The following is a 22,514-nucleotide window of genomic DNA, read 5'->3' as shown; positions in this document are numbered from 1 at the left end:
ATATGCAAGCGTGAAGACTGCACCGTGGCTTTTACAAAGGCACGCAAATGTCTGAAAAGACGATCTATTCTGATCTTAAACAACTCGGATCAAACACGACTGTCCCAAAATCGCCTGAAGAGGCCGTATTGGAGAAGGTCGCGAACCCCCAAGAAGGAACGCCTTACTGCGTTCGCTTCACAGCACCAGAATTCACCTCTCTGTGTCCCATGACTGGACAGCCTGACTTTGCTCACCTGATGATCGATTACGTTCCAGGCAAATGGCTGGTGGAAAGCAAGTCGCTTAAGCTTTTCCTGTTCTCATTTCGCAATCATGGTGCCTTCCATGAGGATTGCACGATTACAATCGGCAAGCGGCTTGTAGAGCTTTTGGAACCGGAATGGCTACGTATTGGCGGTTATTGGTACCCGCGTGGCGGCATCCCGATTGACGTGTTTTATCAGACCGGCGAGACACCAAAGAATGTCTGGATTCCTGAACAGTCTGTACCCAATTATCGTGGTCGCGGTTGATCACAATTCTCTATATCAATGTTTGAACGTTAATTAACATCACCACGTGAACCGGAGGGGCTGGAAATGAGAAACCTTATTCTATTGATCGCTTTGGCAAGCCTTTCCGGCTGTGGTGCCGGAAAGGCAGCAATGGATGCTGGCAAAGGCTTTGATCGGTTCGGTTGCATGTCTCGCAACATAAAGGGCGAGACACCCTGCCCGCAGCCCGACAAACCGAACCCTTAAAGTGTTTCCGATTTTAAATGAAATAAAGGAGACACTCTAAATGTTCATTATATTGTATTGTCCTAGGCGAAATCGCTTCAAGCTCTTGCTGGAAATGCTCTAACCTGAAAAGAGGCAGTAATGTCCATTCCACCCCAAGATATCCTCGATTTCTGGTTTTCTGCAAAGATGCGCGAAAACTGGTTCAGCAAAAGTGATGACATCGACGCGGAAATTCGAGAAAAATTTCTGGCAGCCTATAAAGATGCTCGCGCTGATAAGCTCGAAGACTGGAAACAGCAGCCGGAAAGCGCCCTCGCACTGACCATTTTGTTTGACCAGTTCCCGCGTAACATGTTCCGCGGCTCTCCACGCTCATTTGAAAGTGATGGCCTTGCCCGTGACGTGGCAGCACAAGCGCTCGATCACGACTTCGACCGCAAACTGTCAGCTGAGCAACGGCAGTTTTTCTATCTACCCTTCATGCATAGCGAGCATCTCAGCGATCAGAAACGCTGTGTCGATCTTTATGAAAAATTGGGGGATGAGTTTTCCTTGGGATTTGCCCGACAGCATCACGATATTATCGAGCGTTTTGGTCGTTTCCCGCACCGTAACAAGGTTCTTCAACGTAAAACAACACCTGAAGAAGCCGAATTCCTCAATGAACATGCAGGTTTTTAAACTTACAACAGTTTGTAAGGCAAAATACCACGGCGGTCGTGATCGACCGCCAGTCTGCTTTTAAGTGGCGGTACGGCACGCTGTACACATTCGGAACGATCACAAATACGGCAGGAAACACCAATCGGATCAAATGCCGAGCGTGTCGCAATATCCAGCCCATCCGCATAGACAAAATCTTGTGCGTGTGTGACTTCACACCCCAACGCGATAGCATAACGGCGCTGTGGCGCATGAAACCCACCCTCGCTTTTGGTAAGTTCAGTCGCGACGCAGAGGTAACGCGCACCGTCAGGCGTTTCTGCCAACTGGCGAATAATTCGTCCCGGCGTCTCGAAAGCCTGATGCACGTTCCACAACGGACAAGCCGCGCCATAGCGCGCAAATTGCAGCTTGGCCGCACTATGCCTCTTGGTGATATTTCCGGCGCGGTCAATTCTCGCAAAAAACACCGGCACTCCACGCTGGCCAGAACGCTGTAATGTGCTGAGACGATGCGCGATCTGCTCCAGACTTGCCCCAAAGCGCGAGGCAAGCAACTCAAGATCATGCCGCAGCTCTTTTGCCGCCGAAAGAAACGTCTGATAGGGTAAGATCAGCGCACCAGCGAAATAATTACGCAGACCGATTTTGCAAATTTCAACAGCTTCTGGCGAGCGGAAATCGGCGCGTTTTGCGATCGCGGTCACAAGTTCCTCCATCTCCAGTTCTGCAATCTGAAACGCTATCTGGAAATTACGGGTCGAAGCTGGTGAATAGGGATTAAGATAAAGGACGCGAGCAACCGGATCAAAGCGGCGCAGAATAGCTTCACTTGGATCAGCGCGTGCAACGCGAACACGATAACGCTCCTCCATGTATTGCGGGAGTGCAATGCCGATATCGCGTGATGGTATCTTCAGCTCATCGGCCAGCTTTTCCGCTGCGATATCAAGCTCATGAACATAGTTATCGATAAAATGAAAGAAGTCGCGCACTTCTTCATAGGGCGCTGGCTCGGCAATAGATGGCGCGCGCCCAAGTTGGTTATCAAGACTCGCAAGTTGCTCGCTGTTGCGCCGATATGCCTGATGACATGCTATCAGCGCATGAGCCAAACCGGGTGCATTCTGCGTTATAAGTTTCAGCTCCTGTAAATTCGGCTTGTAGTTATCGAATACCGGATCGGCCAATGCCTCAGATACCGCCGATAGCAGCCTGTCATCATCGCCCAGTGAAATTGCACCGATGTCAATCTGATAACTTTCGGCCAAAGCTAGCAGCACAGCCGCTGAAACTGGACGCTGATTGTTCTCAATCTGGTTCAGATAACTCGTTGAAATACCTAGGCGTTCAGCAAAACCCGATTGGGTCGCCTTATGCTGTTCACGTATTTCGCGGATCTTCCTGCCGACATAGAGTTTTTTTGGTGCCATTTTGCAAATTCGCATTTCGCTATTTGCAAATTTATAAATTACACAGGCACACCTTTTCAAGCTTTCAGAATGCGGCATACTAGCTCTAAGCAGTTACTCAAATTCATAGCTTTCAAGGTTATAGCGAATGCAGGAACTTCTCGAACAGCTTGAAGCCCGTCGAGCCGAAGCCCGTCTTGGCGGCGGACAAAAGCGTATCGATGCGCAACATGGCAAAGGCAAGCTCACCGCCCGCGAAAGAATCGAAGTGCTTCTCGACGAAGGTTCGTTCGAAGAGTTCGATATGTATGTCACGCATCGCTGTACCGACTTCGGCATGGAAAAGCAGAAAGTCGCGGGCGACGGCGTCGTGACTGGCTGGGGCACGATCAATGGCCGTCAAGTCTATGTCTTCAGTCAGGATTTTACCGTGCTTGGCGGCTCCCTTTCTGAAACCCACGCTCAGAAAATCTGCAAGATCATGGATATGGCCATGCAGAACGGCGCTCCTGTGATCGGGCTCAACGATTCTGGCGGTGCACGCATTCAGGAAGGCGTCGCTTCGCTGGCAGGCTATGCCGAGGTTTTCAAACGCAATGCCGACGCATCGGGTGTCATTCCGCAGATTTCTGTGATCATGGGGCCATGCGCCGGTGGCGCAGTCTATTCGCCCGCCATGACAGACTTCATCTTCATGGTGCGCGACAGTTCCTACATGTTCGTGACCGGCCCTGATGTGGTCAAAACAGTCACCAACGAAATTGTCACAGCAGAAGAACTCGGCGGCGCTTCGACCCACACGAAGAAATCTTCCGTTGCCGATGGCGCATTTGAAAACGACATTGAAGCATTGGAACAGGTGCGCATCCTGTTCGACTTCCTGCCACTAAACAATCGCGAAAAGCCACCCGTTCGCCCCGTCTTTGATGATCCATCCCGTCTTGAAATGCGGCTTGATACATTGATCCCGGATAGCGCCAACAAGCCCTACGACATGAAGGAGCTAATCCTCGCGCTGGCAGATGAAGGCGACTTCTTTGAAATTCAGGAGGCCTTCGCCAAAAACATCATAACCGGCTTTATCCGTATGGATGGTCAGACAATTGGCGTAGTCGCTAATCAACCTATGGTTCTGGCGGGCTGTCTCGACATTGATTCATCGCGCAAGGCTGCACGTTTCGTGCGATTCTGCGATGCTTTTAGCATTCCGATCCTGACTCTGGTCGATGTTCCGGGCTTTCTTCCCGGCACGAGCCAGGAATATGGCGGCGTCATTAAGCACGGAGCAAAGCTTCTATTCGCATATTCACAAGCCACAGTGCCAATGGTCACGCTGATTACCCGCAAAGCCTATGGCGGCGCTTATGATGTGATGGCCTCGAAGCATATCGGAGCCGACATCAATTATGCATGGCCGACTGCCGAAATTGCCGTGATGGGTGCCAAGGGTGCGACCGAGATTCTCTACCGTTCAGAGCTTGACGACCCGGAAAAGATCGCCGCCCGCACCAAGGAATACGAAGAGCGTTTCGCCAATCCGTTCGTTGCTGCTGAGCGCGGCTTCATCGACGAAGTGATCATGCCGCATTCCTCCCGCCGCCGTATCGCCCGTGCGTTTTCTGCGCTTCGTAACAAGAGCCAGAACACGCCATGGAAGAAACACGACACTATTCCGCTCTGATAGCCACGGATACGATACAGATGATCAAAAAAATCCTCATTGACAATCGCGGTGAAATCGCTTGTCGGGTTATCAAAACCGCCCAAAAAATGGGCATTGCGACTGTTGCCGTTTATTCCGACGCAGACCGTAATGCGCTGCATGTCAAAATGGCCGACGAGGCTGTGCATATTGGACCAGCGCCCTCAAACCAGTCCTATATCGTTATTGATAGAATTCTGGCGGCGATCAAAGAGACTGGCGCTGATGCCGTGCACCCGGGTTACGGCTTCCTCTCTGAAAACCCGCGTTTTGCCGAAGCACTGAAAGCAGCCAATGTCACTTTCATCGGCCCGCCAGTGAATGCTATCGAGGCGATGGGCGACAAGATCACTTCAAAGAAGCTTGCGAACGAAGCTGGTGTCTCTACCGTTCCTGGCCATATGGGGCTGATTGAGGATGCAGAGGAAGCTGTTCGTATTTCGACATCCATCGGCTATCCGGTGATGATCAAGGCTTCTGCAGGCGGCGGTGGCAAGGGAATGCGTATTGCATGGAATGATGATGAAGCCCGCGAGGGGTTCCAGCTTTCACGCAATGAAGCAAAAGCTTCTTTTGGTGATGATCGCATCTTCATCGAGAAATTCGTTACCCAGCCCCGCCATATCGAAATTCAGGTGCTCGGTGACCAGCACGGAAACGTCATTTATCTGGGCGAACGCGAATGTTCTATTCAGCGCCGCAATCAGAAGGTGATTGAAGAAGCACCCTCACCTTTTCTGGATGAGGCAACCCGCAAGGCGATGGGCGAACAGGCCGTCGCTCTTGCCAAGGCTGTCGGCTATTATTCCGCTGGCACTGTCGAATTTATCGTCGATGGAGACCGCAATTTCTACTTCCTTGAAATGAACACGCGCTTACAGGTCGAACATCCGGTCACTGAACTCATCACCGGTATTGATCTGGTTGAGGAAATGATCCGCGTTGCATCTGGCGAAAAGCTACGCATCACCCAAAACGACGTAAAGCTCAACGGCTGGGCCATCGAAAGCCGTCTTTATGCAGAAGACCCCTATCGCAGCTTTCTACCCTCAATTGGCAGGTTGACCCGCTATCGTCCACCGGTTGAAGGTCGGCGCGATAATGGCTCTATTATCCGCAACGACACCGGCGTCTTTGAGGGTGGTGAAATCTCGATGTATTATGATCCCATGATTGCAAAACTTTGCAGCTGGGGACCGGATCGGGCCAGCGCAGTTGAAGCCATGGGCGACGCATTGGATGCATTTGAAGTGGAAGGCATCGGTCACAATCTACCATTCCTTTCTGCCGTTATGGAACATCCGCGTTTTCGTGCTGGCGCGCTGACCACAGCCTTCATAGCTGAGGAATATCCCGACGGATTTTCAGGCGTTAGCGTGTCAGAAGAAGACGCATATGTGCTGGCAGCAGTTTCAGCACAGATCAACATGGCTATTGAACAGCGCAATGGCCTGATCTCGGGGCGTATCTCTTCACAGGCTCAATCCGTTGCAATCGATTGGGTCGTCACCTTCGGGGGCTTCAATTTACCTATCAGAATTGCTGAGGGCGAAGGCGGAACGATCATCAACTTCGCTAACGGAAAAAGCCTTCCCGTTGCCAGCGACTGGCATCCGGGAAAACAACTCGGCGCGTTCACGGTTGGCGGAAAATCAATAGCGGTCAAGGTTCTGCGCTCCGGATCAGGCTGGCGTCTGCGCTGGCGCGGCATTGATGCGGTCGCCCATGTCCGCAAGCCACGCGTGGCGGAACTGGCAAAACTGATGCCAGTCAAGCAACCTCCTGATACATCGAAGATGCTGCTCTGCCCGATGCCGGGCGTAATCACTTCGGTTATGGTGCACGATGGCGATACCGTCGAGGCTGGTCAGCCACTGGCTACGGTTGAAGCCATGAAAATGGAAAATGTGCTACGCGCTGAACGTCGCGCAACCATCAAACGAATTGCTGTCGAAGCAGGCGCAAGCCTTGCCGTCGATGAGATCATCATGGAATTCGAATAAAGATTTGGTGGGATGGAGAATAAGCCAATGACGCAGAAAACCCTCGCGGATTGGGAGGCGTTGGCCGAGAAGGAGCTGAAGCGTCCCGCCGACAGCCTCATCTGGCACACGCCCGAAGGCATCGATGTGAAGCCGCTCTATACCGCTGACGATCTCGACCAGGTTGGCCACCTTGGCACCCTGCCCGGCTTCGAGCCGTTCCTGCGAGGGCCGCGTGCAACCATGTATGCGGGGCGTCCGTGGACCATTCGCCAATATGCGGGTTTTTCGACAGCCGAAGAGTCCAACAACTTTTACCGCAAGGCACTGGCGGCTGGTCAGCAGGGCGTATCGGTGGCCTTTGATCTTGCCACCCATCGCGGTTACGACAGTGATCATCCACGCGTTGAAGGCGACGTCGGCAAGGCGGGCGTGGCGATTGACTCCGTCGAGGATATGAAAATTCTGTTCGACGGCATCCCACTTGAGAAAATTTCTGTCTCCATGACCATGAATGGCGCAGTCATCCCAATCCTTGCCAATTTCATCGTCGCTGGTGAAGAACAGGGCGTTTCACGCGATCTTCTTTCCGGGACCATTCAAAACGATATTCTCAAAGAATTCATGGTCCGAAACACCTATATTTATCCGCCAGAGCCATCGATGCGGATCATTGCGGACATCATCGCCTATACGGCGACAGAAATGCCGAAATTCAATTCGATTTCCATTTCAGGCTATCACATGCAGGAAGCCGGCGCGACACTGGTGCAAGAGCTGGCTTTCACGCTGGCCGATGGTCGCGAATATGTACGTGCAGCGCTCAACAAAGGCCTCAATGTTGATGAGTTTGCAGGGCGTCTGTCGTTCTTCTTCGCCATTGGCATGAACTTCTTTATGGAAATCGCCAAGCTGCGCGCAGCCCGCTTGCTCTGGTCGCGTATCATGAAGGAATTCAACCCGAAGAAGCCCGGCTCACTGATGTTGCGCACCCATTGCCAGACATCGGGCGTGTCGTTGCAGGAACAGGACCCTTATAACAACATCGTACGCACAGCTTTTGAAGCGATGTCGGCAGCTCTTGGCGGAACACAGTCACTGCACACCAATTCTTTCGATGAAGCCATTGCTTTGCCAACGGAATTTTCCGCTCGCATCGCCCGCAACACGCAGCTCATTCTGCAAAATGAAACCGGTGTAACCAAGGTTGTCGACCCGCTGGCAGGCTCCTATTACATCGAAAGCCTGACGAATGAATTGGCAGAGAAAGCGTGGGCTTTGATCGAAGAGGTTGAAGATCTTGGCGGCATGACAAAAGCCGTTGAAAGCGGCCTTCCCAAGCGCCTGATCGAAGAAGCCGCCACACGTCGACAGGCAGCAGTTGACAAAGGTGAGGAAGTTATAGTCGGTGTCAATAAGTTCCGTCTTGAACAGGAAGACAATATCGACATTCTTGAAATCGATAATACCGCCGTCCGCAATTCTCAGATCGCTCGCCTCAACCGGATCAAGGAAACCCGCAACAAGGCCAAGGTCGAAGCAGCGCTCTTTGAACTGGAAAAAGTCTCGAAAACTGGAGAAGGTAATATTCTGGCTGCGGCGGTCGAAGCTTCACGTGCACGCGCAACAGTTGGTGAAATATCCGATGCCATGCGTAGTGCATTCGGTGATCATGCAGCAGTGCCGAAGGTCGTAAAAAAGGTCTACGGCGCAGCCTATAAGGACGAACCGGAATATCAGACACTGGTTGATCGTCTGCAAGACTTTTCAAAGCAGATTGGTGAGACACCAAAAGTTATGGTGGCCAAACTTGGTCAAGACGGCCATGATCGTGGAGCTAAAATCATCGCGTCTGCCTTTGGGGATATCGGCTTTGAAGTGCTGGCTGGCCCGTTGTTTCAAACGCCAGACGAAGCCGCAGATATGGCAATCAAGGCCAAGGTGCATGTACTTGGTGTGTCGTCACTCGCGGCCGGACACAAGACGCTGCTGCCACAGCTCGTTGAAACGCTGCGCAAAAAAGGTGCTGAAAATATCATTGTCGTGTGCGGCGGTGTTGTCCCACGTCAGGATTACCAATACCTTTTCGACCGCGGTGTATCGGCAGTATTCGGCCCCGGTAGCAATGTTCTTGATTGCGCGCGAGCGGTGCTCGACCTTATGGAAGGAAAGCGACGCAATCTACAATAATATCAAAACGATACGGTTAATATGTGACTCACTTTATGAGGTATTTGAGAAGCCGGATAAAATATGCGGCTTCTCAATATTTTATACCAGATTTAAAAGCCGGTCAGTTCTTCGGTCCCGCAAAACCGGCAATGGCTGAACTTGTCACGGAAACGGGATCGCTGGCCGGAAAAGTGTCTTCCAGCCCCTCATCGAGCTGTCGTTCAAGCTCTGTGCGATCACCGGCGCGGCGCGCACTTGGAATCGTAATCTGGCTCGCGGGTTCAATACCACATTCAATGCAGGCCACGCTTAGTGCTTCACCGAGCTTGAGTGCCGCTTTGCGTATGACCGCATCGCGTGAAAGCTCGGCACCTGTATCATTCTCAACCTTGACGGTAATCCGCTCTTCGCTCTCAGTTATAAACTCGACCATATAAGTCGCAAAACCACCAACAGAACTGATACGTGTTTCTACAATTTCCATAATTCTCACCTCCGCATTTACCTCTCGTAAAAACGGAAACTTCGCCTGAACGTTCCCTTTAAAAATAAGATAATCGCCTTTTCCTGCGGTCTATGACGCCTATATCAAGAAAACAGACCAATTAATAAAACCAGAAAGGACGTCTTATGGCCATCACACGAAAGGAAGAAGCCCGCGCCCTCAATGCTGAAGAGAGGGAACTGGTCGAAAAATCCCACCACCCACTGCTTCAGGAAGTTTCAGATTCCGAGCTTTCGCAATTGGCGAAACTTTTGCGCGATCGACGTAGCAAAGCGCGCGATCTGGCCCACCAGCGTCGCCGTGAGATGCGCGGAAAGTCTGCCGCCAGAGGTGCTCAAGCGTCCAAGGCAGACGAAGGTTCGCATCTGAAAGTGTCTGTGCTGGCAATGGCAATGCGGCGCATCAATGCGGAAGTTGATCGCCGCCGCAGTATGTCAGCAAGCAATGCGCTTATCGCAAATGCTCAGAAAGCTTTGGCCACGAAGAAAGCCAATGAGAAACCCGACAACAGCTTCAATACGCGCCACGCGCGTCATGGAATGCGCAATATCCCTAATGAAAAAGTGGATAGTCTTATTCGACCCAGTGAACGCGGTCGCTTAAAAAAGGCCGCCAGTGTCGCGCAGGCAAAGCGAGATTCCAGACAGGAAGCAGCAGGCTAAGCCCCTTTAAATCATCACCCGGAAATCAGTTAATTTTCGGGTGATTTTCCATAAAAAAGAGTATGTTGAATTAATTTATTAAAAAGATACTTTATAAACTTGTGAAAGTTTCATTTTGAAAAATGCAAGCCGAATCCCTGCATAAGTCGTCGAATGGCATAATCAGGCCTTTGTGATGTAAACACTGCAAGATCGTCGTGATGATGCAGTTGCTCATCAATTCGCCGTGGTTGCAACAGCGATACAGTTCGCCTTGCAATAGCTTCTGCCGGGTCAAGCCAATCCACCGGCCATGGCGCAAGCCGGCGAAAAACATTGGCGAGGAAAGGATAGTGCGTACAGGCCAGCACAACGATATCCGTCCGTTCACCATCTTTCTCTACAAAACATAGCGCAATCTGCTCAACAACCAGCGCCTCATCAATCTTTTCACCGCGAATATGGGCTTCCGCAATACCTGCAAGCCTATCTGCTCCTACCAGGCGCACATGGCATTGGCTGGCGAAAGACTGGATTAGATCACGTGTATAAGCACGCTTGACCGTGCCTGGTGTTGCCAAAACGGAAACAAGCCCCGACGACGTACGTTCAGCGGCAGGCTTTATCGCAGGTACGGTACCAACGAATGGTACAGCCGGATAAGCGCGACGCAGATCATCAAGCACCAGTGTCGAGGCCGTATTGCACGCGATAACGACGATTTCAGGATCATACTCGGCAATAAACTTTCCGAAGAGATCGACAATACGTGCACGCAGCGCGTCCTCTTCCCAATCGCCATACGGAAAACCGGCGTCGTCGGCGATATAGACAAATCGCCGATCCGGTATCAAAACCCGCGCCTCTCGCAAAACCGTCAATCCGCCAATACCGCTATCAAAGACCAGAACAGGCCTTTCATTTGTCACCAGCGTTTTGTCAGAACCGTCTGCTGCGGGCGCGTATTTCATTCAGCCTTGTCCTCTGTTGCAGGCTTACGTGCGCGCCCTTCCGGTGCGCCGGAACCACGCGGCTTTTTTGGCGTGAAAGCATCAAGCGAAGTGATGACACCACGAAGAAGCTTGAGTTCTGCTGATGCAAAACCTGCGCGAGTTAGTACTGAGCGCAGATTATTGACCATTATTTCTTTCTTCGCTTCAGGACGGAAATAACCACGGACATCAAGAGCTTCTTCCAGATGATTGAAAAGACTCTGTAATTCCATCTTCGGTGCCGCTTCCATTTCCGGTCCACGGAAAACCGTGTCCGTTTCGGTTGCAAGGCCGGATTTCATCCATTCATAGGACATCAACAGCACAGCTTGCGCAATATTGAGCGAAGCAAACGCCGGATTAACCGGGAATGTCACGAGCTCATCAGCAAGCCCGACTTCCTCATTGCTGAGACCAAAACGCTCGCGTCCGAAAAGAATGCCAGTCTTCTCACCCGCCGTAAAGCGACGGCGCAATTCACCATTCGCTTCCACAGGGCTGCGCACCTGCTTGAAACCGTCGCGTTCCCGCGCTGTCGTGGCATAAACGAAGTTGAGATCAGCAATTGCTGATGGAAGATCATCATAAACGACCGCATTGTCGATGATATGATCCGCCTTGCTGGCTGCTGCACGCGCCTTATCGCTCGGAAATTCTTCGCGTGGCTCAACCAGCCGCAATTCAGCAAGACCAAAATTCGCCATGGCACGCGCCACCATGCCGATATTTTCCGGCAGTTGCGGGTTCACCAGAATGATCGCCGGTCCTTCGGTGATCAAGGTGCGTTGTTTGTCTGTTCCTGCCATGATAATTTCCGTCATTGCTGTATCAACACGGCGCTTCCCTGCCATAAATGACAGATAATCGCAAAGATTCCCCTTACATTTGGCATCGAAAATCGCGTGTAGTAGCGAAATAACACCAGTCCTCTTCTCATCCATGTCAAACTGCGAACACCGACATTGATGTTTACAGGGAGGAAAAACATGTCCGGCAAAAAAATTCTCATGATCTGCGGCGACTTCTGCGAGGACTACGAAACAATGGTGCCGTTCCAGACGCTGCTTGCAGTGGGCCACAAAGTCCATGCCGTGTGCCCCGGAAAAAAAGCTGGCGACGCAATCGCGACTGCCATTCACGATTTTGAAGGCCATCAAACCTATACCGAAAAGCCCGGGCATAATTTCACGCTCAATGCCGCATTTGCCGATGTCGAAGCAGAAAACTATGATGCTCTTGTCATTCCCGGCGGGCGCGGTCCCGAATATCTGCGCCTTGATGAAAAGGTCATCGCTATTATCAAGCATTTTTTTGAAAAAGGTAAACCAGTCGCCGCCGTGTGTCATGGCGCACAGCTGCTCGCGGCTGCGCGCGTTCTGGAAGGTCGCACCTGTTCCGCCTATCCCGCCTGCCGACCTGAGGTGGAGCTGGCTGGTGGTACCTATGCTGATATTCCGGTAGATCAGGCCGTCATCGACGGCAATCTGGTGACTGCACCTGCGTGGCCTGCGCATCCAGCATGGCTGTCACAATTCCTCGCCGTTCTCGGCACAAAAATCATGCATGACTGAACAAAGACTTAAGCCGCGACTTTCATCGTGCATAGCATTTCGATAGAAGTGCAAAATCAGAGACTTTCCGGCAAAACTGTCGGAAAGGCTCTTTTCGCTTGGATGGAGTATGAGATGAAAAACGATAAAATTTTAACTCTGTCGTTTGCCGTTAGCATGTGCGCTATTCTAATAAGCACATCAAACCTCGCCCATGCTCAAGAAGCGGTGGGCGGAGAGGTGGCAGTCATTTCAGAGCAATATCCGGCACCTTCATCGGAAACCTTTGGCCAGACGCAGTTTGTCTTGTCCGGAAACCCGCTCGTGCCTCCACGCGATTATGCCAAGGGAACCATGCTTCCATCGAAAAATGACTATGCGTCCAATGAAAGTGGACGCATCTATGATATCCTGTACGTTGGTTTAGAATCCGGTAAAATGCAATTTGAAGTTAGAGGCTATTCGATTGATAGCCTGGAGTTTCCTGCAACAGGTCAGCCGGTAGAATTTCCCGCTCACCAGCGCACAGTCGAAATTCGTGACCTCAAATTCAACATCGATGAAGCAACCGCCGGAAGCATCACTTATAGTGTTGATACCATGAAGTAAGTTGCAGGTCACACAAAACTGCGCGACATTGCTCTTGGAGATATTTCGGGAGGAACATATGTGCAGATTGTTCATCGGAGCGGATACCGAACTCTGGCAAAGTGTGACGCGCTCTCTGCGCATTGATGGTGTCGTAACCAGCGTTCGACTTGAAAACTTCTTTTGGTCGGCACTGGAAGAGATTGCTGAACGCGACGAGATGTCGGTCAGTCGCCTCTTGGGTAAACTCAACGAGGAATCGCGCGCGGAAGGCCACGACCTCGACAATTTCGCATCTTTTCTGCGGGTTTGCTGCGGGCGCTATCTGGCACTTCAGGTCGATGGTCTCATACCAGCAGACAAATCAACGGCGATCTCAACGCTGGACGCAGAAGCTATATTGCTGCGAGAGCAGAAAACTTATCGTGATCGGCGCCCAGAATGGCGAAAATCTGCCCATCGCGCCGCCTGAAAATGTGCCTATAGCGCAAAGAATAAGCCTCTGACGCTTTGCCTTCGCGTTCTGCGATGCTATACGAGCGCGACGCATTCAATGAGAGGCATTATCAATGGCAAAAATCAAGGTTGCAAACCCGGTCGTTGAACTCGACGGCGATGAGATGACCCGCATCATCTGGCAGTTCATCAAGGACAAGCTGATCCATCCATATCTCGACATCGATCTGAAATATTACGATCTGTCGGTTGAACACCGTGATGCTACCAATGACCAGGTCACCATTGATGCTGCAAACGCCATCAAGGAACACGGCGTTGGCGTAAAGTGCGCAACTATCACGCCGGATGAAGCTCGCGTTGAAGAATTCAAGCTCAAGAAGATGTGGAAGTCGCCCAACGGCACCATCCGCAACATCCTCGGTGGTGTTATCTTCCGCGAACCAATCATCTGCAAAAACGTTCCTCGCCTGGTTCCAGGCTGGACTCAGCCAATCATCGTTGGCCGTCACGCTTTTGGTGACCAGTACCGTGCGACCGACTTCAAGTTCCCGGGCAAGGGCACGCTGTCGATCAAGTTCGTCGGTGAAGATGGTGAAACCATCGAGCACGAAGTCTATCAGGCACCGAGCGCTGGCGTGGCAATGGCCATGTACAACCTCGACGAATCGATCCGTGAATTCGCACGTGCTTCGCTGAACTACGGCCTGCAGCGCAACTATCCGGTCTATCTATCGACCAAGAACACTATCCTCAAAGCCTATGACGGTCGCTTCAAGGACATTTTTGAAGAAGTCTACCAGACTGAATTCGCCGACAAATTCAAGGAAGCGAAGATCTGGTACGAACATCGTCTGATCGACGATATGGTTGCTTCGGCCCTTAAGTGGTCGGGCGGTTATGTCTGGGCTTGTAAGAACTACGATGGCGACGTTCAGTCCGACATCGTGGCACAGGGCTTCGGTTCACTCGGCCTGATGACCTCGGTTCTGATGACGCCAGATGGCAAGACTGTTGAAGCAGAAGCTGCACACGGCACCGTGACCCGCCACTATCGCCAGCATCAGAAGGGCGAAGAAACCTCGACCAACTCGATCGCTTCGATCTTCGCATGGACCCGCGGCCTCGCACATCGTGCAAAGCTCGACAACAATGCCGAGCTGAAGCGCTTTGCTGATACCCTGGAAAAGGTCTGTGTCGATACTGTCGAGAGCGGCTACATGACCAAGGATCTGGCCCTGCTTATCGGCCCAGATCAGCCTTGGCTCTCGACCACTGGCTTCCTCGATAAGATCGATGAAAACCTTCAGAAGGCGATGGCTGCTTAAGCCCTGCCTAATACACACAGAAACGGCGGGGTTCTCCCGCCGTTTTTTATTTGCCGTTCACATTTTAGCACTCGCAAGCAAGCATACTCATCGGTAGTCTTTCTCCAACAAAGCAGGGAGAACTGATATGTCGAGTATTCGGGCTTTAACGCCAAAAGACCGCACTGCATGGGAGCCATTATGGAGAGCCTATCAGGTCTTTTACGAAGTCGAAATACCGGCAGAGACGACCGACATTACATGGCATCGCTTTCACGATTCATCAGAACCGATGCACGCACTGGGCGCATTTGATGACAGCGGGCATCTTGTCGGCATCGTACATGTGATCTTTCACCGCTCCTGCTGGCTGCCAAAATGGACCTGTTATCTGCAGGATCTCTATGTCGAGAACAGCCAGCGTGGAAAAGGCACAGGTGCAGCACTCATCGAAGCAGTCGCTGATCTTGCCCGCGAAGAAGGCGCAGGCCGTCTCTACTGGCTCACGCATGAAAGCAATGCAACTGCACGCCGCCTATATGACAGCATCGCGCAGGCGTCCGGCTTCATTCAGTACCGCAAGGCGCTTTGAAAAAAGCCTGTTGCCGCTTTCACGTTAAGTTATAATCAAAAAGCTGAAAAGCTTTAGCAAAGGCCTGCTCACCATGAGGAGAGAAGGCAATTACACGGCCCTGCTCCCGACGCACCCAACCTTTATCGATGAAGTTTTTCAGAAGCGCTGCACCGAGCGCACCGCCCAAGTGGTTGCGTCTCTCACTCCAATCTAGACAATGACGGCAGAGTGGCCGTTTGCCCTTTTGCAGGGTGTCAATATCTATGCCCATGCAAGAGAAGAATGACTTTCCTTCATCTGAAAGTCGTAGCTCGCTGGCATCATTGATCAGGCCGAGTTTATAGGATGCATCAAGCATTTCCACGCCGCGCTCGCCCGCCAGATGATCGTAACAAATCCGCGCTTTACGCAGCGCATGATCTTTCGGGCCAGTGCGAACACGCACGGCGCCCGTTCGCTGTGCAAGACCCATCAACCCTTCGAGCACCTGCGCCACATCCGTACCTGATAGCCTGAAATAACGATGCCTGCCCTGCTTCTCAGCCACCAGCAAATTGGCAGCATCAAGCTTGGAAAGATGCCCGCTGGCTGTCTGAAGTGTCACACCTGCGGCGGCGGCAAGTTCGCTCACCGTCAAAGCACGTCCGTCCATCAGCGCGGTCAGCATATTTGCGCGCGCGGGATCACCCAAAAGGGCTGCAACAGAGGCTATGATCGGTCCGTCCTTCATACTTCGATGCTAACCGAAGCATGGGCAAAGTTCAATATGCTAAAACGTCTCCAGTAAATCAGCCAATTTCAGGAGATAAGAATGATTACCTGCTTCATCCGCTATCAAATCGACCCGTACAAAGCCGATGCTTTTGCGGAATATGCAAGCAATTGGGGACAGGCAAGCCCGCGTTGTGGCGCGAAGCTGATTGGCTATTTCGGTCCGCATGAGGGCTCCACAACAACTGCTTATGGCGTTTACTCAGTCGAAGACCTTGCTGCCTATGAACAGTTTCGCGCACGTCTGGCCGCAGACCCAATCGGACGGGCAAATTATGAATTTGCAAAACGCGAGCAGTTTATCCGGTCTGAGGAGCGTATATTTCTTAAGCTTCAATCAGCCCCGCATGCGGAGTTTATCAAACCATGATCGCGGTGATCTTTGAAGTCTGGCCAGCAGATGATGAAAGGCGCGCGCAGTATCTCGATATTGCCGCAAGCCTGCGCGCCGATCTGGCAGCAATTGATGGCTTCATATCCATTGAACGCTTTCAAAGCCTGGTTGAGCCAGAAAAGCTGCTGTCTCTCTCCTTTTGGCGTGACGAAGAGGCCGTAAAACATTGGCGCAATTTGCCAACCCATCGGATAGCACAGACGAAGGGACGCGGCGGTGTATTTGAAAACTATCGTCTACGTGTTGCGAATGTCGCTCGCGATTACGGACTTGATCAGCGCGAAGGAGCTCCTGACGATAGCTGCAAGATTCACGCAGCTTAAAAAAAAGGCCGGGAAAATCCCGGCCTTTAAATTCTCAAATCAATTTATCAGACGATCAGCGCTTTAACCGCTGTGATTGCATCATTTGCCTTGGTGCCATCGGGACCACCGGCCTGAGCCATATCGGCACGACCGCCGCCACCGGCGCCACCAAGTGCACCAGAAGCAGCGCGAACCAGATCAACTGCACTAAAACGACCAACCAGATCTTCAGTCACCGCAGCAACAGCGCTTGCCTTGCCATCTTCACCAACACCGATGAAGAGAACAACACCAGAGCCAACCTGCTTTTTACCTTCGTCAGCAAGCGGCTTGAGATCCCGCGGCGAAACACCTGTCACAACCTTGCCTAGGAAATTGATGCCGTTGACGGTTTCCACAGCGTTGCCACCATCCGAAGAACCACCGCTCAACGCAAGCTGTCTGCGTGCTTCGGTAAGTTCGCGTTCGAGTTTCTTGCGCTCATCAACCAGAGCATTGACGCGCTCCAGTGCTTCCGATGGCGTCGTTTTCAGCACGCCAGCGATTGCCTTGACGCGCTCGTCCTGTTCTTCGAGATAAAGGCGAGCCGCCTCACCCGTCAGAGCTTCCATACGACGAACACCGGCAGCGACACCACTGTCAGAAAGAATGCGTACGAGGCCGATATCACCGGTCTGGCGCACATGCGTACCGCCGCAAAGTTCAACCGAATAAGCCTTGCCAGCCTTTTCGCCGTGCTTCGCCGTGCCCATCGAAACCACGCGAACTTCATCGCCGTATTTTTCGCCAAACAGCGCCATCGCACCTTCGGCAATCGCATCATCCACAGCCATCAAGCGCGTAGTGACTTGCGCATTCTGCAGAATTATCTCGTTGGCGAGATTTTCAACAGCTGTCAGTTCCTCAGCCGAAATCGGCTTCGGATGCGAGAAGTCGAAGCGAAGACGATCAGGCGCGACGAGCGAGCCCTTCTGTGCAACGTGGGACCCCAACGTTTCGCGCAGAGCTTCATGCAAGAGGTGAGTTGCCGAGTGGTTGGAACGGATGCGCGTGCGACGCTCGCTATCCACCTTCAGCTCAACCGCATCACCAATCTTTGCGGAACCCTTGGTAACTTCGCCAGTGTGAACGAAGACGCCTTCGCCCTTCTTCTGCGTGTCCTTGATTGTGATGACAAAACCGTCACCGGAGATTGTTCCAGTATCGCCCTGCTGACCACCGGATTCGCCATAGAATGGTGTCTGGTTGACAACGACGGACACCGTTTCGCCTTCGGCAGCCGATGCCACTTCTGCACCGTCATGCACAAGTGCGGTAATAACGCCTTCTGCGCTTTCGGTTTCATAGCCGAGGAACTCGGTCGCGCCGACCTTATCCTTGATGCCGAACCAGATGGTTTCGGTTGCAGCTTCGCCCGAACCGGTCCAGTTGGCACGAGCTTCGGCCTTCTGGCGTTCCATGGCAACATTGAAGCCATCAGTATCGACCGTCACGCCACGCTGACGCAGAGCGTCCTGCGTCAGATCGAGCGGAAAACCATAAGTATCGTAAAGCTTGAACGCGGTTTCGCCATCAAGACGATCACCTTCAACCAGATTTTCGGAAGCATCGGAAAGCAGGCCGAGGCCGCGTTCCAACGTCTTACGGAAGCGGGTTTCCTCCAGCTTGAGCGTTTCGGAAATCAGCGCTTCTGCGCGGATGAGTTCCGGATAAGCCTGCCCCATTTCGCGAATGAGCGCTGGCAGCAAACGCCACATCAATGGCTGGCTCGCACCAAGCAATTGTGCGTGGCGCATTGCACGACGCATGATACGACGCAAAACATAACCGCGGCCTTCATTGGACGGCAGGACACCGTCGGCGATCAGGAAGCTTGATGCCCGCAGATGATCGGCGATTACGCGATGGCTGGCGCGGAAATCGCCTTCGGCCTTGACGCCTGTTGCTTCTTCAGAAGCACGGATAAGCGCCTTAAACAGATCGATATCGTAATTGTCATGCACACCCTGAAGCACAGCTGCAACGCGCTCAAGACCCATGCCAGTATCAATCGACGGGCGTGGAAGATCAATGCGCTGATCAGGTGTAACCTGTTCGAACTGCATGAAAACGAGGTTCCAGATTTCAATGAAACGGTCGCCGTCTTCATCAGCTGATCCGGGAGGTCCACCCCAGATATGATCGCCGTGATCGTAGAAAATTTCTGAACATGGGCCACAAGGACCAGTATCGCCCATCGCCCAGAAGTTATCATTCGTTGCAATGCGGATGATACGATCATCCGAAAGGCCGGCGATCTTTTTCCAGAAATTCGCAGCATCATCGTCGGTATGATAGACCGTGACGAGCAGCTTGTCCTTGTTGAGGCCAAATTCCTTGGTGATCAGATTCCACGCATGGCTGATCGCTTCCTCCTTGAAGTAATCACCAAACGAGAAATTGCCGAGCATTTCAAAGAAAGTGTGGTGGCGTGCCGTGTAGCCCACATTATCCAGATCATTATGCTTGCCGCCAGCGCGCACGCATTTCTGCGAAGTGGTCGCGCGGCTGTAAGGGCGCTGCTCAAGACCTGTAAAAACATTCTTGAACTGAACCATACCCGCATTGGTAAACATCAGCGTCGGGTCGTTACGAGGAACGAGCGGGCTTGATGAAACGACTTCATGTCCGTTTTTGCGGAAATAGTCGAGGAATGTGGACCTTATCTCGTTGACGCCAGCCATAATTCACCCTTGGACATTCTCTGCCCTGCATGAGATGCGCAATCCAGTACACATCAATTATATAATCTCCACCCGCAGGATTGCGGCGGTATACGGCTCACGTTGCCGCCACGTTTCGACTGCCCGAGAATGGATAGTCCTTGAGGTGGAATTTCGGTTGTCCGCTTTTAGCGACGTGCTGCTTTTCTGTCCAGATAAGCAGTGTGCGGTATAAAAGCAATTTCTGCCGCAATCGCGGAAAAAGGCAACTATGCAACAGTATGAGCCTAAAAACAAAAACCCCGCACTCTCATGCAGGGCTTTTGTCCTATTTTGAATTCAATACAAAGCTTACGCTTCTGCCGCATCCGGACCATCATCGGCTTCTGGACCACCATCTTCAAGAAACTGCTCGGCAATCAGTCCGGCATTCTGACGAAGCGTGGTCTCAATTTCCCGAGCGACTTCGGGATTATCCTTGAGGTACTGCTTGGCATTTTCACGGCCCTGCCCCAGACGCTGGGAATTATAGGAGAACCACGCGCCAGACTTTTCGACAACACCAGCCTTAACGCCAAGGTCAACCAGTTCGCCGGTCTTGGAAACACCTGCGCCGTACATAATGTCGAATTCGACCTGCTTGAATGGAGGCGCAAGCTTGTTTTTGACAACCTTTACACGGGTCTGGTTGCCAACAACTTCATCACGCTCCTTGATGGAACCGATGCGGCGAATATCCAGACGTACCGAAGCGTAAAACTTCAGCGCATTCCCGCCAGTCGTTGTTTCAGGAGAACCGAACATGACGCCGATTTTCATGCGGATCTGATTGATAAAGATCACCATGCAGTTCGAGCGCGAAATCGATGCAGTGAGCTTGCGCAGAGCCTGGCTCATCAGACGCGCCTGAAGGCCCGGCAGAGAATCACCCATTTCGCCTTCAATTTCAGCCCGCGGCGTAAGAGCTGCAACCGAGTCGACGACCAGAACATCGATAGCACCTGAGCGCACAAGTGTATCTGTAATCTCGAGCGCCTGCTCACCCGTATCAGGCTGCGAAATCAGAAGGTTTTCAAGGTCAACACCAAGCTTGCGGGCATAGACCGGATCAAGCGCGTGTTCTGCATCCACAAACGCGCAGATGCCACCCTTTTTCTGCGCTTCTGCAATTGTATGCAGTGCGAGAGTGGTTTTACCCGAGCTTTCCGGACCATAGATTTCTACGATACGTCCCTTGGGCAAACCGCCGACGCCCAATGCGATATCGAGAGAAAGCGAGCCGGTTGGCACCGTCTCAATATCAACGACCTCGTTCTGGCCGAGCCGCATGATCGAGCCCTTGCCGAACGCACGTTCAATTTGCGACAGCGCCGCATCGAGTGCCTTAGTCTTGTCCACTGAATTATCCTCAACGAGTCGCAATGATTTCTGAGACATCTTACACCATCCTCTTGTCTCGCTAGAAGCCCATGGGGCTTATCACCAATATCTATTTGTATCCCTTTTGTTCTCATTTGGCAATAAGGTTAAGGCATTGTTTTATAACTATAATAAAATTTTGTTCATTTATTGTTCTAAATATCAGAAAACAATAATATATAAACAGTCCACGCTTTATTTACAAAATTGCCGTCAACAAAGCATTCGATTCGCAAGCAGGAAATATAGAAACGCAGCCCATCGTTCGATGGGCTGCGCCAAACTGCTTAAACTCAGAACTCGATTTTACTGCTGTACACCGCGTAGTGGAGAAATCTGAATCTCGACACGACGGTTCAGCGCACGGCCTTCCGGCGTTGCATTCGAAGCCACCGGCTGACTTGCGCCATAACCAATGACGGCAAAGCGACGCGGGTCAATGCCCTGTGAACCAAGATAACTCGCAACAGATGCAGCGCGACGCTGTGACAGGCCCTGATTGTAGCTTGCACTGCCGGTCGAGTCGGTAAAGCCATAAACATCAACCAGTGTCTGATTGAATTTACGCAACACGATCGCGACAGAATTCAGTGTTGGATAGAACTGGCTCTTCACCTGATCCTGATCAGTGTCAAAAGTAATTGCCGAAGGCATATTCAGAATAATCTGATCACCATTACGGGTGACGGAGACACCTGTGCCTTGCAACTGATTGCGCAACTCGGATTCCTGACGGTCCATGTAATTACCGATAGCCCCACCGCCAAGCGCGCCGATACCCGCACCAATCAGCACGGCATTACGCTGTGCGCGGCTCGAGCCACCAACCATGAGGCCGCCCAATGCACCGACCGCAGCGCCGATCGCCGCACCGCCCGCAGTGTTCGACATTTTCTCCTGGCCTGTATATGGGTCAGTAGAAGTGCAGCCCGCCAAAAATGTGGCCCCGATAAATACAATCCCGAGTTTCTTCAACATAAAAAACGTCATCCTCAATGTTCGATTCGCCGCGAATGATAACTTCGATTGCGGCTGGATGGTGACTTTAAATCCCCTCTCACCAATTTTAGCCCACTCGTCCGCAAGAACGCAGTTGCGTCGCATAGCGGTTGGCCATGTTCTGGGCACGTTTAGCACCATTCAAAGCCGTAGAGTTATTACGCCATACGCCTCGTGAATAGCCACCATGACCAGAGTAATAAGCCAAATAGAGATTATAGGCATCGGTACGATTAATGCCATTTCTCCGGCTGCTCTCATTGTGATACCACCCAATGAAATGGATGGCGTCACCAAAATTGCTACGCGACGCTGTCCAGCGGCCGGTTTCACGCTTATAACGATCCCATGTTCCATTCAGTGCCTGCGAGTATCCATAAGCACTGGAAGCGCGTTTCCATGGAATAAAACCGAATAATTTTGTACGTGGTGGCCGTGCATAGGGACGGAAACCTGATTCAGTGTAGATCGTTGCCATCAGCACGTGAACCGGCACACCAAACTCGCGCGAAACACGCGTCGCATCCGATTGCCAATTATTTATCCAACCATCGCGTTGATCAAAAACAGCGCAAACGTTGCTAATCTGCCGAGGAGCAGTCGCACAACCACTTAGAATAACGAGCGCAACGATAAACAAGACGCGCGTCATGAA

General features: G+C 51.9%; 23 protein-coding genes. 14 read left to right on the top strand and 9 right to left on the bottom strand.

Annotated elements, in window-relative coordinates; genetic code table 11:
- The first annotated feature begins 47 nt into the window (after positions 1–47).
- The 3 genes from queF to H5024_RS06780 all read left to right on the top strand — a co-directional run bounded on the left by queF (position 48) and on the right by H5024_RS06780 (position 1,406).
- On the top strand, positions 48–515 hold the full coding sequence (queF, locus tag H5024_RS06790) for a preQ(1) synthase (protein WP_187544670.1): 468 nt from the start codon (positions 48–50) through the stop codon (positions 513–515).
- 66 nt (positions 516–581) lie between these two features.
- Positions 582–743 carry a hypothetical protein gene (locus H5024_RS06785; protein WP_187544668.1) on the top strand — a complete coding sequence of 54 codons (162 nt, stop codon included), beginning with the start codon at positions 582–584 and terminating at the stop codon, positions 741–743.
- 120 nt (positions 744–863) lie between these two features.
- Complete coding sequence (locus H5024_RS06780) at positions 864–1,406, top strand: DUF924 family protein (RefSeq protein ID WP_187544666.1); 543 nt, start codon at positions 864–866, stop codon at positions 1,404–1,406.
- Between the two features lie 2 nt (positions 1,407–1,408).
- On the opposite strand, the gene H5024_RS06775 is transcribed toward H5024_RS06780, so the two are convergent.
- Entirely contained in the window at positions 1,409–2,821 is a 1,413-nt protein-coding gene (locus tag H5024_RS06775) for an XRE family transcriptional regulator (protein ID WP_187544664.1), read from the bottom strand.
- A gap of 127 nt (positions 2,822–2,948) precedes the next feature.
- Here H5024_RS06775 and H5024_RS06770 point away from each other — a divergent pair, with 127 nt between their 5' ends.
- Genes H5024_RS06770 through scpA form a run of 3 tightly spaced genes read left to right on the top strand, consistent with a single transcriptional unit; the run spans position 2,949 to position 8,674 of the window.
- Positions 2,949–4,481 (top strand): acyl-CoA carboxylase subunit beta, encoded by a 1,533-nt coding sequence (locus H5024_RS06770; RefSeq protein WP_187544661.1) that lies wholly within the window; start codon positions 2,949–2,951, stop codon positions 4,479–4,481.
- 20 nt (positions 4,482–4,501) lie between these two features.
- The gene (locus tag H5024_RS06765) at positions 4,502–6,505 is read left to right on the top strand and encodes an acetyl/propionyl/methylcrotonyl-CoA carboxylase subunit alpha (protein WP_187544659.1); all 2,004 of its coding nucleotides are present in this window, start codon (positions 4,502–4,504) and stop codon (positions 6,503–6,505) included.
- Between the two features lie 27 nt (positions 6,506–6,532).
- Positions 6,533–8,674 carry a methylmalonyl-CoA mutase gene (gene scpA / locus H5024_RS06760; RefSeq protein ID WP_187544657.1) on the top strand — a complete coding sequence of 714 codons (2,142 nt, stop codon included), beginning with the start codon at positions 6,533–6,535 and terminating at the stop codon, positions 8,672–8,674.
- Positions 8,675–8,777: 103 nt separating this feature from the next.
- Here the strand turns inward: scpA and H5024_RS06755 are convergent, their stop codons facing one another.
- Entirely contained in the window at positions 8,778–9,140 is a 363-nt protein-coding gene (locus tag H5024_RS06755; protein ID WP_187544655.1) for a hypothetical protein, read from the bottom strand.
- 146 nt (positions 9,141–9,286) lie between these two features.
- Here H5024_RS06755 and H5024_RS06750 point away from each other — a divergent pair, with 146 nt between their 5' ends.
- A complete protein-coding gene (locus H5024_RS06750; RefSeq protein ID WP_187544653.1) occupies positions 9,287–9,823 on the top strand; it encodes a hypothetical protein in 537 nt (178 codons plus the stop codon).
- A gap of 110 nt (positions 9,824–9,933) precedes the next feature.
- Here H5024_RS06750 and murI read toward each other — a convergent pair whose 3' ends face one another.
- Together murI and H5024_RS06740 are read right to left on the bottom strand one after the other, a co-directional pair.
- Positions 9,934–10,773, bottom strand: a complete 840-nt coding sequence (gene murI / locus H5024_RS06745; protein ID WP_187544651.1) for a glutamate racemase — start codon at positions 10,771–10,773, stop codon at positions 9,934–9,936.
- Entirely contained in the window at positions 10,770–11,600 is an 831-nt protein-coding gene (locus H5024_RS06740) for an RNA methyltransferase (RefSeq protein ID WP_187544649.1), read from the bottom strand. The genes murI and H5024_RS06740 overlap by 4 nt, the downstream gene beginning before the upstream one ends.
- Before the next feature lie 180 nt (positions 11,601–11,780).
- Here H5024_RS06740 and H5024_RS06735 point away from each other — a divergent pair, with 180 nt between their 5' ends.
- From H5024_RS06735 to H5024_RS06715, 5 genes are all read left to right on the top strand, one after another.
- Positions 11,781–12,365 (top strand): DJ-1/PfpI family protein, encoded by a 585-nt coding sequence (locus H5024_RS06735; RefSeq protein ID WP_187544647.1) that lies wholly within the window; start codon positions 11,781–11,783, stop codon positions 12,363–12,365.
- A 114-nt stretch (positions 12,366–12,479) separates the two neighbouring features.
- Positions 12,480–12,953: a hypothetical protein gene (locus tag H5024_RS06730; RefSeq protein WP_187544644.1), complete on the top strand. Its 474-nt coding sequence runs from the start codon at positions 12,480–12,482 to the stop codon at positions 12,951–12,953.
- A 58-nt stretch (positions 12,954–13,011) separates the two neighbouring features.
- Entirely contained in the window at positions 13,012–13,404 is a 393-nt protein-coding gene (locus tag H5024_RS06725; protein ID WP_187544642.1) for a ribbon-helix-helix domain-containing protein, read from the top strand.
- A gap of 97 nt (positions 13,405–13,501) precedes the next feature.
- Complete coding sequence (locus H5024_RS06720; RefSeq protein WP_187544640.1) at positions 13,502–14,716, top strand: NADP-dependent isocitrate dehydrogenase; 1,215 nt, start codon at positions 13,502–13,504, stop codon at positions 14,714–14,716.
- A 127-nt stretch (positions 14,717–14,843) separates the two neighbouring features.
- On the top strand, positions 14,844–15,287 hold the full coding sequence (locus H5024_RS06715) for a GNAT family N-acetyltransferase (protein ID WP_187544638.1): 444 nt from the start codon (positions 14,844–14,846) through the stop codon (positions 15,285–15,287).
- Between the two features lie 19 nt (positions 15,288–15,306).
- Here the strand turns inward: H5024_RS06715 and H5024_RS06710 are convergent, their stop codons facing one another.
- Positions 15,307–15,999 (bottom strand): winged helix-turn-helix domain-containing protein, encoded by a 693-nt coding sequence (locus tag H5024_RS06710; RefSeq protein WP_187544636.1) that lies wholly within the window; start codon positions 15,997–15,999, stop codon positions 15,307–15,309.
- 81 nt (positions 16,000–16,080) lie between these two features.
- Here H5024_RS06710 and H5024_RS06705 point away from each other — a divergent pair, with 81 nt between their 5' ends.
- Together H5024_RS06705 and H5024_RS06700 are read left to right on the top strand one after the other, a co-directional pair.
- A complete protein-coding gene (locus H5024_RS06705) occupies positions 16,081–16,410 on the top strand; it encodes an NIPSNAP family protein (protein WP_187544634.1) in 330 nt (109 codons plus the stop codon).
- On the top strand, positions 16,407–16,757 hold the full coding sequence (locus tag H5024_RS06700; RefSeq protein WP_187544632.1) for an antibiotic biosynthesis monooxygenase: 351 nt from the start codon (positions 16,407–16,409) through the stop codon (positions 16,755–16,757). The genes H5024_RS06705 and H5024_RS06700 overlap by 4 nt, the downstream gene beginning before the upstream one ends.
- A 47-nt stretch (positions 16,758–16,804) precedes the next feature.
- Here the strand turns inward: H5024_RS06700 and alaS are convergent, their stop codons facing one another.
- From alaS to H5024_RS06680, 4 genes are all read right to left on the bottom strand, one after another.
- Complete coding sequence (gene alaS / locus H5024_RS06695; RefSeq protein WP_187544629.1) at positions 16,805–19,462, bottom strand: alanine--tRNA ligase; 2,658 nt, start codon at positions 19,460–19,462, stop codon at positions 16,805–16,807.
- A gap of 330 nt (positions 19,463–19,792) precedes the next feature.
- Positions 19,793–20,878 carry a recombinase RecA gene (recA, locus tag H5024_RS06690; RefSeq protein WP_187544627.1) on the bottom strand — a complete coding sequence of 362 codons (1,086 nt, stop codon included), beginning with the start codon at positions 20,876–20,878 and terminating at the stop codon, positions 19,793–19,795.
- A gap of 288 nt (positions 20,879–21,166) precedes the next feature.
- Positions 21,167–21,838: an OmpA family protein gene (locus H5024_RS06685; protein WP_187544624.1), complete on the bottom strand. Its 672-nt coding sequence runs from the start codon at positions 21,836–21,838 to the stop codon at positions 21,167–21,169.
- 88 nt (positions 21,839–21,926) lie between these two features.
- Positions 21,927–22,511 carry a hypothetical protein gene (locus H5024_RS06680; RefSeq protein WP_187544622.1) on the bottom strand — a complete coding sequence of 195 codons (585 nt, stop codon included), beginning with the start codon at positions 22,509–22,511 and terminating at the stop codon, positions 21,927–21,929.
- Positions 22,512–22,514: the final 3 nt, after the last annotated feature.

The organism is Ochrobactrum sp. Marseille-Q0166, from assembly GCF_014397025.1.
GTDB lineage: Bacteria > Pseudomonadota > Alphaproteobacteria > Rhizobiales > Rhizobiaceae > Brucella.
This window is presented reverse-complemented; position numbering and strand designations above follow the sequence as displayed.

Bases quoted from the DNA above. Each gene is read 5' to 3' on its own strand.
- queF (WP_187544670.1), top strand. From the start codon at position 48: ATGTCTGAAAAGACGATCTATTCTGATCTTAAACAACTCGGATCAAAC.
- H5024_RS06785 (WP_187544668.1), top strand. From the start codon at position 582: ATGAGAAACCTTATTCTATTGATCGCTTTGGCAAGCCTTTCCGGCTGT.
- H5024_RS06780 (WP_187544666.1), top strand. From the start codon at position 864: ATGTCCATTCCACCCCAAGATATCCTCGATTTCTGGTTTTCTGCAAAG.
- H5024_RS06775 (WP_187544664.1), bottom strand. From the start codon at position 2,821: ATGGCACCAAAAAAACTCTATGTCGGCAGGAAGATCCGCGAAATACGT.
- H5024_RS06770 (WP_187544661.1), top strand. From the start codon at position 2,949: ATGCAGGAACTTCTCGAACAGCTTGAAGCCCGTCGAGCCGAAGCCCGT.
- H5024_RS06765 (WP_187544659.1), top strand. From the start codon at position 4,502: ATGATCAAAAAAATCCTCATTGACAATCGCGGTGAAATCGCTTGTCGG.
- scpA (WP_187544657.1), top strand. From the start codon at position 6,533: ATGACGCAGAAAACCCTCGCGGATTGGGAGGCGTTGGCCGAGAAGGAG.
- H5024_RS06755 (WP_187544655.1), bottom strand. From the start codon at position 9,140: ATGGAAATTGTAGAAACACGTATCAGTTCTGTTGGTGGTTTTGCGACT.
- H5024_RS06750 (WP_187544653.1), top strand. From the start codon at position 9,287: ATGGCCATCACACGAAAGGAAGAAGCCCGCGCCCTCAATGCTGAAGAG.
- murI (WP_187544651.1), bottom strand. From the start codon at position 10,773: ATGAAATACGCGCCCGCAGCAGACGGTTCTGACAAAACGCTGGTGACA.
- H5024_RS06740 (WP_187544649.1), bottom strand. From the start codon at position 11,600: ATGGCAGGAACAGACAAACAACGCACCTTGATCACCGAAGGACCGGCG.
- H5024_RS06735 (WP_187544647.1), top strand. From the start codon at position 11,781: ATGTCCGGCAAAAAAATTCTCATGATCTGCGGCGACTTCTGCGAGGAC.
- H5024_RS06730 (WP_187544644.1), top strand. From the start codon at position 12,480: ATGAAAAACGATAAAATTTTAACTCTGTCGTTTGCCGTTAGCATGTGC.
- H5024_RS06725 (WP_187544642.1), top strand. From the start codon at position 13,012: ATGTGCAGATTGTTCATCGGAGCGGATACCGAACTCTGGCAAAGTGTG.
- H5024_RS06720 (WP_187544640.1), top strand. From the start codon at position 13,502: ATGGCAAAAATCAAGGTTGCAAACCCGGTCGTTGAACTCGACGGCGAT.
- H5024_RS06715 (WP_187544638.1), top strand. From the start codon at position 14,844: ATGTCGAGTATTCGGGCTTTAACGCCAAAAGACCGCACTGCATGGGAG.
- H5024_RS06710 (WP_187544636.1), bottom strand. From the start codon at position 15,999: ATGAAGGACGGACCGATCATAGCCTCTGTTGCAGCCCTTTTGGGTGAT.
- H5024_RS06705 (WP_187544634.1), top strand. From the start codon at position 16,081: ATGATTACCTGCTTCATCCGCTATCAAATCGACCCGTACAAAGCCGAT.
- H5024_RS06700 (WP_187544632.1), top strand. From the start codon at position 16,407: ATGATCGCGGTGATCTTTGAAGTCTGGCCAGCAGATGATGAAAGGCGC.
- alaS (WP_187544629.1), bottom strand. From the start codon at position 19,462: ATGGCTGGCGTCAACGAGATAAGGTCCACATTCCTCGACTATTTCCGC.
- recA (WP_187544627.1), bottom strand. From the start codon at position 20,878: ATGTCTCAGAAATCATTGCGACTCGTTGAGGATAATTCAGTGGACAAG.
- H5024_RS06685 (WP_187544624.1), bottom strand. From the start codon at position 21,838: ATGTTGAAGAAACTCGGGATTGTATTTATCGGGGCCACATTTTTGGCG.
- H5024_RS06680 (WP_187544622.1), bottom strand. From the start codon at position 22,511: ATGACGCGCGTCTTGTTTATCGTTGCGCTCGTTATTCTAAGTGGTTGT.